General features: G+C 58.3%; 17 protein-coding genes and 1 tRNA gene. All 18 read right to left on the bottom strand.

Annotated elements, in window-relative coordinates:
- The 18 genes from GGD53_RS14505 to GGD53_RS14420 all read right to left on the bottom strand — a co-directional run bounded on the left by GGD53_RS14505 (nucleotide 1) and on the right by GGD53_RS14420 (nucleotide 12679).
- Nucleotides 1-195 carry a hypothetical protein gene (locus GGD53_RS14505; RefSeq protein ID WP_184457075.1) on the bottom strand — a complete coding sequence of 65 codons (195 nt, stop codon included), beginning with the start codon at nucleotides 193-195 and terminating at the stop codon, nucleotides 1-3.
- A complete protein-coding gene (locus GGD53_RS14500; RefSeq protein ID WP_184457073.1) occupies nucleotides 195-611 on the bottom strand; it encodes a DUF3168 domain-containing protein in 417 nt (138 codons plus the stop codon). The genes GGD53_RS14505 and GGD53_RS14500 overlap by 1 nt, the downstream gene beginning before the upstream one ends.
- Complete coding sequence (locus GGD53_RS14495) at nucleotides 611-1102, bottom strand: HK97-gp10 family putative phage morphogenesis protein (RefSeq protein WP_184457071.1); 492 nt, start codon at nucleotides 1100-1102, stop codon at nucleotides 611-613. The genes GGD53_RS14500 and GGD53_RS14495 overlap by 1 nt, the downstream gene beginning before the upstream one ends.
- Before the next feature lie 18 nt (nucleotides 1103-1120).
- Nucleotides 1121-1456 carry a phage head closure protein gene (locus GGD53_RS14490; protein ID WP_184457069.1) on the bottom strand — a complete coding sequence of 112 codons (336 nt, stop codon included), beginning with the start codon at nucleotides 1454-1456 and terminating at the stop codon, nucleotides 1121-1123.
- A complete protein-coding gene (locus GGD53_RS14485) occupies nucleotides 1456-1881 on the bottom strand; it encodes a hypothetical protein (RefSeq protein WP_184457067.1) in 426 nt (141 codons plus the stop codon). The genes GGD53_RS14490 and GGD53_RS14485 overlap by 1 nt, the downstream gene beginning before the upstream one ends.
- A 12-nt stretch (nucleotides 1882-1893) precedes the next feature.
- The gene (locus GGD53_RS14480; protein ID WP_184457064.1) at nucleotides 1894-2766 is read right to left on the bottom strand and encodes an AP2 domain-containing protein; all 873 of its coding nucleotides are present in this window, start codon (nucleotides 2764-2766) and stop codon (nucleotides 1894-1896) included.
- Between the two features lie 120 nt (nucleotides 2767-2886).
- Nucleotides 2887-3321, bottom strand: a complete 435-nt coding sequence (locus GGD53_RS14475) for a hypothetical protein (protein WP_184457062.1) — start codon at nucleotides 3319-3321, stop codon at nucleotides 2887-2889.
- A 15-nt stretch (nucleotides 3322-3336) separates the two neighbouring features.
- Nucleotides 3337-3912, bottom strand: coding sequence for a head-tail connector protein (locus GGD53_RS14470; protein WP_184457060.1), 576 nt, complete (start codon nucleotides 3910-3912; stop codon nucleotides 3337-3339).
- On the bottom strand, nucleotides 3909-4142 hold the full coding sequence (locus GGD53_RS14465) for a hypothetical protein (RefSeq protein WP_184457058.1): 234 nt from the start codon (nucleotides 4140-4142) through the stop codon (nucleotides 3909-3911). The genes GGD53_RS14470 and GGD53_RS14465 overlap by 4 nt, the downstream gene beginning before the upstream one ends.
- A gap of 50 nt (nucleotides 4143-4192) precedes the next feature.
- Nucleotides 4193-5431, bottom strand: coding sequence for a phage major capsid protein (locus tag GGD53_RS14460; RefSeq protein ID WP_184457056.1), 1239 nt, complete (start codon nucleotides 5429-5431; stop codon nucleotides 4193-4195).
- Nucleotides 5432-5504: 73 nt separating this feature from the next.
- Entirely contained in the window at nucleotides 5505-6134 is a 630-nt protein-coding gene (locus GGD53_RS14455) for an HK97 family phage prohead protease (RefSeq protein WP_184457054.1), read from the bottom strand.
- A complete protein-coding gene (locus GGD53_RS14450; protein WP_184457052.1) occupies nucleotides 6131-7402 on the bottom strand; it encodes a phage portal protein in 1272 nt (423 codons plus the stop codon). Before GGD53_RS14450 ends, GGD53_RS14455 begins: the two co-directional genes overlap by 4 nt.
- A gap of 18 nt (nucleotides 7403-7420) precedes the next feature.
- A complete protein-coding gene (locus GGD53_RS14445; protein WP_348647421.1) occupies nucleotides 7421-9319 on the bottom strand; it encodes a terminase large subunit in 1899 nt (632 codons plus the stop codon).
- Nucleotides 9282-9662 (bottom strand): hypothetical protein, encoded by a 381-nt coding sequence (locus GGD53_RS14440; RefSeq protein ID WP_184457051.1) that lies wholly within the window; start codon nucleotides 9660-9662, stop codon nucleotides 9282-9284. The genes GGD53_RS14445 and GGD53_RS14440 overlap by 38 nt, the downstream gene beginning before the upstream one ends.
- Before the next feature lie 570 nt (nucleotides 9663-10232).
- Nucleotides 10233-10310 (bottom strand) — tRNA-Met (locus GGD53_RS14435).
- Between the two features lie 441 nt (nucleotides 10311-10751).
- On the bottom strand, nucleotides 10752-11678 hold the full coding sequence (locus tag GGD53_RS14430) for a hypothetical protein (RefSeq protein WP_184457049.1): 927 nt from the start codon (nucleotides 11676-11678) through the stop codon (nucleotides 10752-10754).
- Nucleotides 11678-12352 carry a hypothetical protein gene (locus tag GGD53_RS14425; RefSeq protein ID WP_184457047.1) on the bottom strand — a complete coding sequence of 225 codons (675 nt, stop codon included), beginning with the start codon at nucleotides 12350-12352 and terminating at the stop codon, nucleotides 11678-11680. The genes GGD53_RS14430 and GGD53_RS14425 overlap by 1 nt, the downstream gene beginning before the upstream one ends.
- A 96-nt stretch (nucleotides 12353-12448) precedes the next feature.
- On the bottom strand, nucleotides 12449-12679 hold the full coding sequence (locus GGD53_RS14420; RefSeq protein ID WP_184457045.1) for a hypothetical protein: 231 nt from the start codon (nucleotides 12677-12679) through the stop codon (nucleotides 12449-12451).
- Between the last annotated feature and the right edge of the window lie 153 nt (nucleotides 12680-12832).

Below are 12832 nucleotides of genomic sequence, written 5' to 3'. Positions count from 1 at the left end.
CTAGGATTTTTCAACAAATTTGTCAAGAATTTGCCGCCGTGGCGGCTTTGTCTTCGTCGCTCGTCCGATAGAAACGGCGTAGTCGACGAAATCATGCGGGAAGCTTTGAGGTTCTGGCTTTGCCCTTGCGTGGAAGCCTAAACGGCTGCCAGGACGGCTCCAGTGAACCTCTTCATGGAATACGGCCCAGGCCATCAATCCGGCTCCTGGATGCTAGCCGTGACGCTGACAATGCCGTGTGTCGTCAGGCCGTCTGCATCGGTGAAGACCCGGCTGAATTCGACCATGATCTCGGCCAGTGCATTGTCAGTAAGGTCTAGCTCCTGCAAATGCAGAGCCTTCGTAACGAGATGAACAAGCCTCTTGGCCTCCACCTGCCCGACAGCCTTGCTCCAGATATCGATCTGGAATGTGTGCACGCCGCTGGTGACGCAATCGGCGCCATCCTCGACCGTGTCAGAAGGCCCGAAGCTGATGTATGCCGTCTTCGTCTTGAAAGGATCGGCCGGCACCTTGTCATAAACGCCACCGGCCAGAGCCGTGATGTCGGTATTCAGTCGAAGCGTGTCATAGACGAGCTTCTGCAGTTCAGCCTGCGGCGCTTCAGCCATCAGTCAGCCTCCGCCGCGATAGGCGGCCCTTGCAATCTCATCGCGGCTCGAGTCTGGCGCTTGATGCGGCCCTGAATGCGCTTTCGCAGCGATCGGTATGATGGAAAGAAGAATGGCTGTGCATGCGCTCCAGGGTGCCCGGTTGCGTCACCGCTGAAACTCTTGTTTCCGCCGCCCTGCGCCACGTTGTGCGGCGCCGTACCGAACTCCACCCAGGCAGCATAGAAAGCCTTCTCGCTCCCAGCGTAGACGGTGATGCGCAGGCCGCGCTCGTTAGGGTCGCTCTGCGCGATGACCTTTGATCCCGCCGGAGCATTGCCCCAGGTCCAGCCGATGCTATCGCGCAGGTCGCCGGTGTCCTTTGGGACCAGTCGCTTCATCATGGCGACCAATTCATCGGCGCCTTGCTCCATTGCGCCACGAGCGGCCAGCTCGATGCGCTTAGGGATCATGGCAAACCTTTTATTCAGGTCGCTTATTCCCTGCACCATGTGCTGCTCCGGCCTCTACTACGCGACAACGCCGCGCTCGCAGAGGAAGTCGATCGATTTGTTTTCGGTGGAGCGCGTCACGTCGCGGATCGCGTATTCCGTGCCTGTTCGCGTGTCCGTGATGCGCCAATCGGCCGTCACGCGCCTCGTTGCAGCGCTCGCCCTTACGCGGATGACTTGCGGATGGCGGTTCTCAAGCCTTGCGGAAATGACCGCCTCGCCGCCACGCATATGGATGAATTCGGCAGCATCTTGGAACTGCTCGATCCAGCCGGCTACGGTGTTGCCATAGCCGTCATCTTGCTCATTGCGAACAGCGAAGGAGACGCGCTCTTTCAGCGCGCCTGCCGTCATTACGGGCTCGCAACGCCGCTGTACTGGAAGTCGACATTGAGCACGGTCGTCGATGCCGCGAGGCCGACGAGCGTGTAATAGTCGCCACCCGTGATGTCTGCTACCGGGCAAAGCTTGCCTGGTGTGTCGGAGAGGTAATAAGCAACGCCAGCCGTCAGAACGGCGCCGAGCGTCACCGGACCCTCTGTCTGCACAACGATCGGCTGATTTGCGGCCGCGCTGTTGAGCGCCACGCCGATATTGCCGGTCTGGCCGCGAGCTTCGGCGGTTGCCGCATCGCTATCGGCCAGTTGCCATTTGCCGGTCGTGGCCGTATCGAGATAGACAATGTCGCCTGCCGCAATGGCAGCGCCAGCGATGCCGGTCTTTGTCGGCACGCCTGCGCTCGCCACGACGCTCGATGCCGTAATTACGATGTCTGCCATAAGAAGTCTCCGTCACATGCGCTTAAGGTTCAAGAAGCAGGCGTCTCCATAATGCTCAATTGCTGCCTTGTCGTAAGCCTCGGCGGCCTGAAGTGCAGTTTGGTGATGTCCGAGATGAAGACGAACACCATTTACATTGATGTAAGACATCCACTTTCCATTTGTTTTGTTTAACGAAACGCCCTTGAATCCTGATGAGTTGTTTTTTGGCGGTGGGCCGGCTATCTTAATCTTTGCCGTTATTTCACCGGTCCTTTTTCGCTCATCGGGATCAGAGTAGCGCCGTATGTTTGCGTCTGATATTTTTGCGCGCTCCGACGAATCCTCGTACCTGCTTTTCAGTGAGATACTGATGCGATCTCGAATTCCCGGATTCTCCGCATATCTTTTTAGGTGAGCTCTGCGCAGATTTGCTCGTTGCTCATCAGTCGCCTTGCGACCTCGCACCGCCTCTGCTTGGCGGGACACGGCCTCAGGTGATTTAGACTTCCCCTTAAGTGCGGCACTTCTCTTGGCCCGCGTCTCGGCGCTCTGAACTTGCCCCTTGACACCCTCGCCGCCATCAGTGAGGTTCATCAATGGTGCACCTTTAGCGCGATATTCAGCGATGAGCGCGACTTCCATCATCATGGAATCTTCCTGCGTCATCCCTGATGCCAAAACACACATCATCACTTCCGCGCCTGCGTCGACGACAGATCCAATCCAGCGCGACTTCTTCCACCCCTCCTTTGGAGCCTGGCTCAGATGGAGGGAAAGCCTTGAATATGGATTATTGGTGATGCCAATGTAGCGAATTTCTTCTAGTGCGCGGCTATCGACTAGGCCATAAACAAACCATGTATCGGCGCGCCGAGGCGCATTGCGCCTGTCGTAAATTTCCATGCAAGGTGTCCAATCCTGCGTCCAGTTGTTGTATTCGGCAGGCGCCTGGACAGACGCTTTTCGGGAGCTACCCTAGCCGAACAACACAATATAGGGTTTTGCGCCTATATTATCCAGCCGTTATTGCGGCGGGTTGGCAGTCGGGCCGGTGGCCGGGTAGCCAAGAACAGCAACGCCAGAGATGAAGATGTTGCCGGAGTCATTGCCGGACGGCGTAACGGTCACGCGCACATAGCGCTTGGTGCCGATATAGCCGATCTTGCGGCACTCGTTGTCATCACCGAAGTCGAACGAAGCCTGCGTCAGCGTGCCGACGAGCTGGCTTGCGGGAACCGCCGCAGCATCGGACAGGTTGGCGACATCGCCGGCGTCGACCGTGACTGCGAACGTGGCGTTCGTGTCGGTGTTGGTGCCGGTCACGATAACGAACTCGGCGGCATTGTAGCCGGCCGTGTCGATGATGGCGGAAACGATGGCAGTGTTGTCGGTGCGTGCGGCAATCGGAACGATCAGCGGCACGACGTGCAGGGTGTTGTGAATTTCACGATTTGGCATGGTGGTTCCTTTCGGTCAGGCGAAGCGGCCGACCCGATATCTTTCAAGAATTGATGATACGCCCATCGGCAGATCGACTGCCTTTAGGTCTGTGGTGACGGCCTCGCGGTGTTCGTAGAAGTGACCGACAAGGAGAAGGATCGCAGCGCGAAGATCGGGCGGCAACGTCGCATATCCGCAAGCGAAAGTGACCTTGACGGCGCCAGGCTCGCAGTAGATTTCCGGCCATGCCGTGTCTCGTGCTGGCCAAATACGCAATGGGCTTGTGTCGAGATCAAATCTCAAGCCAGAGACAGTCGCTGGCGATCCGCTGGCATCCGTGTAGGCCACCGATGTGACCGATGTGACCGGGCCAAGCGGCACAACTATCTCGCACGGAAAGTGGTCAAGAGACATGCGCCACGTCTGCGGAGAAAGCGCTATGCCTATGCCGTTAGGCCCTTCAATGGCGGCCGTCGCAGCAGCCACCATTGCCGTGATATCGGCGTTATCGTCATCGTGGAAAACACGCAGATGACGTTTGGCCTCGTCGACGGACACAACCGGAGAGGCTGGCGCTACCGTCCTGACCAGTCGCGTCCATTCGTTCATTTGCGGCGGCCTCGGCGTTCCTGGGTGGGCGCGACAACGGCAGTCTCGATCTCGGTGGCCGCAACAGCCACTTCGGCTGGAGCCGCGGCGACTGCCTTTTCAGCGATCGCGTCGCAAAGATTTTCCCAGCCGTTGCCGACGCGCGCGGCGAACTCCTCAGAATCCACTTCATCGCCGAAATTGTACGAAAAGTCGGCGCCGACCAAACTTGTATTTACCTTGACGAGCATGCCGCCCTCCATGTGGTGGGCGCCGCCATTTTCTGACGGCGCCGCTTTGATTACGGATGCAGCAGGGTCTTGACAGCCGCGCTATCGAGCAGCTCACCATCGAGGCGCATGAAGCCGATCAGACCAACCTGACCAAAGTCGGCATAGCGCTCAACTAGACGCTTCATTGCGAACTCGCTGACAACGCGGACGGCATACTTGTTCATCGCGCCGAACAGCACGGACTTGTTGCCGGTGCCGATGTCGGCGATCGCCTGGTTGATCGAGTAGCGATAGTCGCTGATGCTCGCAGGTGCGCCACCCTTGACGTCTGCCGGCTGCCAGATGTAGTTGCCGTTCAGATCCTTGAGCTTGCGCAGCGCCTTCAGCGTGCTGTCGTTGAACTGCCAACCAACCGACGGGTCAGAGCGGTAGGCCGGATCGACCGAGTGCTCGAGGTTGAACAGGTCGTCGAAGGTGATGGCAGATGCGCCAGCCGCAGCTGTGGTGCCGGCAGCGGAAACGATACCGTTCGGCTTGGAGGCGCCGTCGCCGGTCGTCAGGTGCCGGTTGGCAATGCGGCCGATACGCTCAGACATTGCATCGCGAACGATGCCCTCGACGTCCATGACAGCGTCCTGCAGAAGCTCATCGGAGATGAGAACGACGCCGGAGGTGTATTTGTAGGCGTCGAGCGACTTGGTGCCGAAGGCGATTTCCGAAACGGAAACCTGCTGGTTTTCACCGATAAGCGCGCCTTCGTTGCCGGTGTCGTTCATCGACGGCATCGTGATCGTGGCGCCGGTAGCGGTATTCAGCATGCGGGTCACGCCAGGATCCATCATCGGACCCCAAGCCTTCAGCGACTTGATGAGCTCCGCCAGGAACTGGCCGGGGACGAGATAGCCGCCCTGGGTCTGGGTGCCGACGGACTGCCCGCGCTCTTCGACTGCCTTCAGGATGCTGCGCTGCTCAGGCGAAAGGCTGGCACGGCCGCCGCGAAGGAATCCGCGGAAAGCTTCTGCATAGAGTTCGTCGGCGGTCTTTTCGACCTGACCCGGCTTGACGGTGCGGGATTCGCCATTCGGGCGGCGCTCGTCAGCAGCATTGAGGTCGCGCTCGCGGGCTTCAAGAGCCTCTTCGCGCTTGATGCGCTCTTCGAGCTTGTCGTACTCGGCCATTGCCTTGTCGTGCGCAGCGTCGATTTCGGCAACGCGAGCTTCGGCAGTGTCGTCCTTGATTTCGTCACGGAGCGAGCGGGCTTCGGCGACGAGACGCTGCTGCTTCTCGCGCATTTCAGAGATTTTCATGTGCTTTTCCCATAGAAAAGCCCGCATGGGAGCGGGCCCGTTGTGGTGGTGCTTGGCGGTGACAGCGCTTTGGTCAGCGCATGCTGCGGACCTTGAGTTCCAGGTCCATCTTCAGGCGCGCGCGGTGAGCGGCCTTGCTTACCGGCGCTGCCGCCGGATCTTCTTCGCCCTCTACGGGCGTGATTTCTGACGGATTCGCCGATCGCCATTCCTCGAGCGATCGAACACCAATCGTGGTGTCTTCGTAGGCCGGGAAGGCAACTGCCGACACCTCCATAAGCTCCAAAGCTTGGATGGTGCGCACCGGCACCTCGCCGGTCTCGTCCCAAGTTTCCTTGGTGACGCGGAAGCCGAAGCTCATGCCGCTGATATCGCCGCGCTCTACGAGCTCCCATATATCGTTGCCGTCCGTGGTGTTCGGCACATCGATCTCGACCTTGAGTCCGGTGCCATCCTCGGCCAGCCGCAGCGTGCCGCTCTTCGTTCGTCCGATGACCCTGCCCGGGTCGTGGTCGACGAGCGCTCGGATGTCGCCTTTAATGGCTGTCGCAAACGCACCAGGAGCGATCTTCTCCTGGAAGTACCCGCCAATCATGGCGAGCCGCTCAAAGACAGCCGCGTAACCTACCAGCGTCCGCTTGTCGTCTTCGGCTCGCGTCTCAACCCCGAGGCCGGCCGCGCGCTTCTCAATGTTTGTGGTCATGCGGCCTGCGCCCCGTCGTTCTGATTGTTGTCGTTGGCTGGCTTAGGCGCATTGACGGTGCTCTGCATTCCCAAGGGGACAGTCGCACCCTGGATATGCAGCTTTGCCGCCTCGCCGCCCTGTGCTGGCCAATTCTCCATGCCGCGCACTTCGTCGGGCGTGTTGATGGCGTTCTGGATCGCAGTCGCGTAGCCGTCCATGCGGGTCTTGAAATCGCCGCGAAGGAGACCGTCGACATTGAACTCTACGAACTTCGACTTGTTGCGCGCTGTGAACAGCTTGAGGTTTAGCTCCTGCTCCCACGCCTTGATCCACTGCGTCAGCGTGTGCTTGACGAAGTGCAGATCCTGTTGCTCGGTGTTCGAAAACGTGCCGTGCGTCAGATCCTGCAAAAAGACAGGCGGGATATCGAAAATCCTCGCGATTTCCTCAATCTGGAAGCGGCGAGCCTCTTCCATCTGGGATTTCTGCGGATCAACGCCTACCGGCTTCAATTCATGCCCTGCAGGCATGATCATGACGTTTCGACGCTCGGCGTTGGCGTCTTTAACCGCCTTCTCGACGTCTTGGGCGGCCCTCGTTGCAGCTGCCGGCGACGGCATTGGCCCATAAAGCGCAAGCGGAGGCACTCCGCCATTGGCGAAGAACTTGCGGGCGTATTCGTCAAGGGCCAGCGCCAAGCCGACCGCGCCCTTGAGCTTGCTCACCGGGTCGATATGCGTGATGCCGTCAGGCTTCAGCATGAATGTAAGATCGATGACTTCGCTGGCCGCGTAGACGACGGTGCGTTCACCGTCCCTATAGCGGTACGACTTGCGGCCGTTATTTCGCTCTATGGTCAGTTTGTCGACGTCAAGCGGCCAGATGTTCATGACCCTGCCGGCCTTATTGCGCTCAATAAACGAGACGCCGCGGCCGCGCAGAAGAACGCTCACCATCATGGCCTTGCGCCACATGAACGACGTCAGTTCGTCGTTTGGAGCGTCATGAAGGATGCCATAAAGCGGATCGTTTTCGACCGTCTCGCGGCCTTTTTCGCCTTTGCGAAAGACCTGGAGCGGCAGACTGGCGATCGTGCCTGCGATAAAATTGATGGCGCACCAGACGGCTGGTACCTCAAGCGCTGTCTCATAGTTGACGACAACGCCTGCGACGCTATGCCATTCATTGAACAATGTGCGCCATGCGTTTGGGTCTGAAAGCGAAACGCTAGGGCTTTCAATGGTGGCGCGCGTCTCCGCCGCCACCCTATCCTTAAAAGGCCACATTCATATTCCTTGCCGCCGTCACACGACGGCAATCTTGAAGTCTGGATTTTCCCAAGGTGATATCGCCGGCTTGAGCTCGACAACGCCATCCACCGCAGCGCCAACAGCCATCGCCGCAGCAACGGCAGGGTCGATGCGAACCGTGGATTTCTTCTTTGAGAACCACTGATTGCCCATGAGCGGGTCAGTTTCGATCGCCACACCCATCAGGGCGCCCAAAAGCACCGGCGAACGCCGTAGCCTGATGCGCTCCTCAAGGATGAGCTCCTCGAGCGCCGCAACGCTGCCCGGCATCCAGAGGCCAAGAGGCTTCGGCAGACCGGCCGCCTCAGCCGCCGCTACCTTCTCCGGAGATGGAGCGGCGCGTTTCTTGCCGCCCTGCGGGTGATTTACCGTCTGGATTCCGGCGCCGTACGCGTCAAGTTCTTCAGCGAACTTGTCAAATGCGTAATTGTCGTACGCCAGGACACCAATGCCATGCTCGGTGTTGAGGCGAGCGAATAGAGCAGCAACATGATCATATCGTACACGTGAGCCCTCCGGCGCATTGATGTAGCCCTGATCGAGCCAGAGCCGGTAAGGGACGTGATCGACCTTCGACCGCTCATCCATTGTGTCGCGCGGCGTGAACGCCTCGATCCACAAGTCGAATGTCGGAAGGTCCGCCTCAGTGCCGTCTGCCCGAGTGATGCGCTTCGTGCCGGTCTCGACGACGAATGCCGCCGCGGTCAGATCCTTGGCGCCGGACAAGTCCAGGCCTGCCGCCGCAATCGGCTTGCCGGCGTGTTCCTCGTATGGGTCGAAGTCGACCATGACCCTTTCGAGTATCGGCCGAGGGATCCAGGCAGTGTCGGATTCTGTCCAGACGCAGAAGTGCAGGCGCAAAATGTTGTTGCGCTTCGACGGGATGTCGCGGGCCTGAGCCACGACGCCCTCGATGTATTCGTATTTCAGCGTGACGCCGAGGAGCGGATTGGCCTTCACCCAGCACGACGGGTCCGTGAACGGATCATCGTCTTTGTCTAGGGCACAGACGTATGAAAAGCACTCGTCGCTGGTGCCAAACACCTCGCCCACATAATGGAAGTCGTCGTCCGGCGTCTCGGTGCCAGCCGCAACCTTTACGGCCCACTGATGCTCCGCCCAGCAAACGCTGTTGCGGTCGCTTCCGGAGTTCGTGATCATCAGCAGCAGCGGCTGGTCGCGAAACTTGAAGCCGCGCTCGAGCATTTCAAGCGTATGGCCGTTAGGGTGTTCGTGGATCTCGTCGCAGAGTGCGACATATGGACGAGGTCCGCTGTGCGCCTGCTCGCGAGAGATAGGCCGAAAGAACGATCGCGACTTGATGTGCGCTAGGTTCCAGACCGGGTTGCCGCCCGACGGCGTCAATTCCCGCTTCAGCTTCGGCGACTGCTCATACATCGCGACCGAGTCGCGAAATAGAACGAATGCCTGCGCCTTGTCCTTGCCGGCCGCGTAAATCTCCGCCGCGGCCTCGCCGTCTGCGGTCATGCAGTAGAGGCCGACAGCTCCAGCGAATGGCGACTTGCCCTGCCCCTTTGCCTGCTCGATGTACGCGCGCCGGAAGCGCCGGACCACCTTGCCGTTCTCGTTGGTGCGCTTCCATCCGAACAGTGAGCCGGCGATGAACGCCTGGCTGGGCTGCAGGATGAATGGCTTGCCTTCGAACTGGCCGCCATTGAGGCGGAGCACGTCGCGACAGTAGCCGATGAAACGCGCCGCGCCGGCGGGATCCCATATCAGGCCGCGCTTCTTACCGTCGCGCAGATCGTCGAGGTGACGGCGGCAGGCATTGCGCACGTGCGGGCCAGCAACAATCTCGCCCGAGACAACCGCCTTCGCATATGCCGTGGTAGGGTCAGAAATACTTGTCGGCGGGGTCTTCTTCTTCGCCACCTGGCTTAGCTCCCGCCTTCGATGCGTCCGCGGGTGTCGCCCCCATCTGCCCGAGGCACTGCCTCAGCAGGTTGAGCGCCTGCACGCCAACGTCCTCGTTGGCCATAAGCCTTCCGCGCACATAACTTGCGATTTCAACGAGCGCCCTATGCGATGCATTGAGCCATGGAATTTCTTTGGCGATGGTGCGCCACGCCAGCTGCTGGCCTTCCGGCATCCATGCCGGTGGCTCGCCGAGATCATCGCTGACGGTCGGCTCGACGCGCTCTTCGAACCGGCCTTTATTCTTTTTGTCAGCACCAGTGACGGTAGCCTTCGCCTTTGGCGTTCGCGGCCTCGCCATGAAACTTTATCCTTGACAAATTTGTTGATTACTTTATCGTGGAGAAATCAAAAGGCGTCGAGCCATTGCTCCGCCGCGCTCCCCATCACCCTCAACTTTTGAATTGTGGCGTTGTGTACGAATGACCCGCGCCGGTACCCAGGGCGGCAGGCCCTAGAGATCTGACCCACCCCTCCCCAGGGCAACCCTCCATCATATCATTCTTCGATGCGATCGTCAAGCATTAAATACAATAAAATCATCTATTTATCGAACTATTTTCATCTATTTTCTAAAGCGGCCACCCATCGGCACCATATCGGATGACGTTCTGCCCTTTGTCGATGCGCTGCTTCACCCCATCGTGATGCGCTTTGCAAAGAGACTGGAATGGGCCAGACCAAAACAGTTCCTCGTTCCCTTTGTGGGGGGTGATGTGGTCGCATATGGTTGCGGCCGTTACGTCCTCAGCCTCAAGGCAGAAGCGGCATAGCGGCTCAGCGCTTAGCTGCGCCTCACGCAGGCGACGCCATGCTGCCGTCTTGTATAGGTGATGCCATGCGCTGTTGTTTGCCACGCAATCACCGTGATTGGTTGCGGAGATCTGGATTTGAACCAGAGACCTTCAGCTTATGAGGCTGACGAGCTACCAGACTGCTCTATCCCGCAGAAACGAAAGCGGCCGCTCGACACCGCAATCGCAGTGGAGCAGCCGCAGGATTACCACGCAGCGAGAGGAGGCGCGCATGGTAATGGGTAATGCCCAACGGAATGCTGCGTCCAAGCCACAAGCATCGTGCCGTAAGTGGGCAATAGGTGCATCCAGCCACTGCTCGTCAGCAGCGCCCTCCTGTTGCTTCAGGATGTTAGGCATGTAGCCACCAGCGCCACGGTACAATGCCCGGTGCGAAGACAACCACAGAGGACTAGGATGCTCATAGAAGCCGCATTGGCGCGGCCCTTGAATTGCAGCCCATAAGGCCGCGTTGGAGTTACCCAAAGCTCAGAGACTGCAACCAACTGCAGTATGGCGATGGGTCCGGAACATCGCCGGAAGAGTGTGGGATGCAATCGCATCCCTTCACTCGTTCCCGAGTATGACCCCGTTTATTAAACACCGCTGACATATTTATTTATTGCGGCGCGGAGATTTTCGTTTGCCGCTAAAAGCGCCCTCTTGCCGCCGCCTCTGAATTTTGCGTACTTTCTTGACTGACCAAGCGCGACGCCAATATCTTCCAGCGTCTTTGCCGACCTAACCGAAGCGATTGCCGCCCTGTCCTTCTCGCTCAAGTCACGCTCCGCCGCCAGGAATGCCTGCTTTTCTTCCATCTTCTCATAAACATCCTGCCATGCCTCGGATCCTCCCTTTCCACTGGGCATACGCTTCAGTCCGATAAAGTTGTCTGATATTCTTGACGCACCTAGCGAGAGTCCGTCTGGGCATTTTTTTACATCCGGCATTACCTCTGTGTTGGCAATCGCCTTAGCCAACTCCTTGGAGGCATCACCATCAAAGATAACATCTGGCTTCTTTCGCTTGCCGCGAGGTACGAACGACCTGTGGTCGACCTTGAATATCTCGGCCATGGTTGCGTTGTTGAAGCCCTTGGCCGAAGATCCGCCGCCAAGGTTCTCCTCTTGTCCATCGGTTGTGCCTAGCATTGCGCCGCGCGGCATTCTATAGTCGCCAGCGACTGGCTTGCCGTCTATACCAGCCATGGTGCAGCGTTCAGTCTGAGCGCCATCACTGAACCGAAGTTTGCCGATCTGGATGATTGGCCCAGGAATCATTCGCCCAAAGAATTCACTGTAGACATCTGGACCGCGAACGATTTCGCCTGCGATCTCCTCTTCCATGGCGTCAAGCGTCGGCTTAATTCGCCAACGGCGCTCTCCGTGCGCGTCTTTTGGAGGCTTGTTATCGTTGGCGGCAACCGTCGTCCAATTTGTTTGTACAGGCTCGGCAGTCTCTGGTTGCTGTACGAACTGGCGCAGAGCGCTAAGCTGCTCTGCAAGTGAAGCGTGCCTTGCCATCACGCGGCCTCCTGCTTCGGAGTATTATCGTTCGCCGCAATAGCCAATCCAGTGTTTGGATCCATGCCTGTTATCTTGCGATAGATGAACCTGTGGATCTTGCGCAGCATCTCCTTTTCTCTCTTCAGTAGGGCGCCGCCCTTATTGACCGGCTTTATGGCCACGCCGTAAAGAAAATCTATCTGCGACGCAGTCAGCTTGTCCTTGTGATGCTTGATCATCCAGTGGCCGAAGAACGACCACTCATTTCTAGACATATCGTTACGTGGGTGAAGGAAGCGCTGCCCAGTTGTTGGGTCGAACCAATGCGTCTCAACAACTTCTTGGCGGTTCGCTTTTGCGATGTCATTCCACCAAACGCAGTTTCCGTTGTCCATCACCACTAGGTACTTCAGGTCATCTCCCTCATACCTCTTCGCTTGGTCTCGCTGGCCTTCGTTCATGGGTGCAAATCCGTCTAGGTCGAAGCCCTCCGACTTTACGTCAATCGGCACCCAGCCAGAGCCTTCCCAATTGTTCGCCACCAAGTCCGCCCTGCCTCGCGGAGAGGAGTTGCGGAACACGTCATAGCCCTGCTTCATCAGCCAAGCTGTTGCGACATGCTCATTGATCGCACCCTTTGTATTGTGGTGGATTTCAACTTTTGCGCCTGTATCGTCAAAGACAAATGCCACTTCCGTCTCCTGCAATCGTGGTGGTTGATGGTGATTGCAGGATATATAAGGTTTTCAGATGCAAATGACAAATTTGTCAAGCAACTGCCGTGCCGGCTACACGGCGGAGCGGCAAACCTTCTTCGTCTGCTGCTGGACGGTGCGCAGGTAAACGCGCAGGCCGTTCTTGAGCGGCGCCGACACGTTGTTGCGCTCGGCGTCGTCGACGGCCTGCCACGCGTATGCTTCGATGAAGCGCGACAGGCGGCAGTCGTTGCTAACAACGGCCTGGGCGTTGGCGGTTGATGCTGCTGCGAGTAGTGCTGTGGCGATAAGGATGCGTTTCATGGCAGTCTCCTCTTCGTGGTGAGCCGCTATGCGGCCGGCTTAATGATGAATTTGGTGAAGTCTATTTGGCCCGGCTTAAATCCAAGTCTCTCGAGGTATTCGTGCCGCAGCCATCTTCTTGCTTCTTCCTCAGATGAAAACGTTGTCTTGTCG

Source organism: Rhizobium aethiopicum, from assembly GCF_014197535.1.
Lineage (GTDB): Bacteria > Pseudomonadota > Alphaproteobacteria > Rhizobiales > Rhizobiaceae > Rhizobium > Rhizobium aethiopicum_A.
The sequence above is the reverse complement of the archived record's forward strand: the minus strand, read 5'-3'. Positions and strand labels throughout refer to the sequence as shown.

What these genes read in the sequence shown, in the direction of transcription:
- GGD53_RS14455 (WP_184457054.1), bottom strand. Translation starts at nt 6,134, where the DNA reads ATGACCACAAACATTGAGAAGCGCGCGGCCGGCCTCGGGGTTGAGACG.
- GGD53_RS14470 (WP_184457060.1), bottom strand. Translation starts at nt 3,912, where the DNA reads ATGAACGAATGGACGCGACTGGTCAGGACGGTAGCGCCAGCCTCTCCG.
- GGD53_RS14450 (WP_184457052.1), bottom strand. Translation starts at nt 7,402, where the DNA reads ATGTGGCCTTTTAAGGATAGGGTGGCGGCGGAGACGCGCGCCACCATT.
- GGD53_RS14430 (WP_184457049.1), bottom strand. Translation starts at nt 11,678, where the DNA reads ATGGCAAGGCACGCTTCACTTGCAGAGCAGCTTAGCGCTCTGCGCCAG.
- GGD53_RS14440 (WP_184457051.1), bottom strand. Translation starts at nt 9,662, where the DNA reads ATGGCGAGGCCGCGAACGCCAAAGGCGAAGGCTACCGTCACTGGTGCT.
- GGD53_RS14505 (WP_184457075.1), bottom strand. Translation starts at nt 195, where the DNA reads ATGGCCTGGGCCGTATTCCATGAAGAGGTTCACTGGAGCCGTCCTGGC.
- GGD53_RS14465 (WP_184457058.1), bottom strand. Translation starts at nt 4,142, where the DNA reads ATGCTCGTCAAGGTAAATACAAGTTTGGTCGGCGCCGACTTTTCGTAC.
- GGD53_RS14460 (WP_184457056.1), bottom strand. Translation starts at nt 5,431, where the DNA reads ATGAAAATCTCTGAAATGCGCGAGAAGCAGCAGCGTCTCGTCGCCGAA.
- GGD53_RS14495 (WP_184457071.1), bottom strand. Translation starts at nt 1,102, where the DNA reads ATGGTGCAGGGAATAAGCGACCTGAATAAAAGGTTTGCCATGATCCCT.
- GGD53_RS14475 (WP_184457062.1), bottom strand. Translation starts at nt 3,321, where the DNA reads ATGCCAAATCGTGAAATTCACAACACCCTGCACGTCGTGCCGCTGATC.
- GGD53_RS14485 (WP_184457067.1), bottom strand. Translation starts at nt 1,881, where the DNA reads ATGGCAGACATCGTAATTACGGCATCGAGCGTCGTGGCGAGCGCAGGC.
- GGD53_RS14500 (WP_184457073.1), bottom strand. Translation starts at nt 611, where the DNA reads ATGGCTGAAGCGCCGCAGGCTGAACTGCAGAAGCTCGTCTATGACACG.
- GGD53_RS14490 (WP_184457069.1), bottom strand. Translation starts at nt 1,456, where the DNA reads ATGACGGCAGGCGCGCTGAAAGAGCGCGTCTCCTTCGCTGTTCGCAAT.
- GGD53_RS14480 (WP_184457064.1), bottom strand. Translation starts at nt 2,766, where the DNA reads ATGGAAATTTACGACAGGCGCAATGCGCCTCGGCGCGCCGATACATGG.
- GGD53_RS14420 (WP_184457045.1), bottom strand. Translation starts at nt 12,679, where the DNA reads ATGAAACGCATCCTTATCGCCACAGCACTACTCGCAGCAGCATCAACC.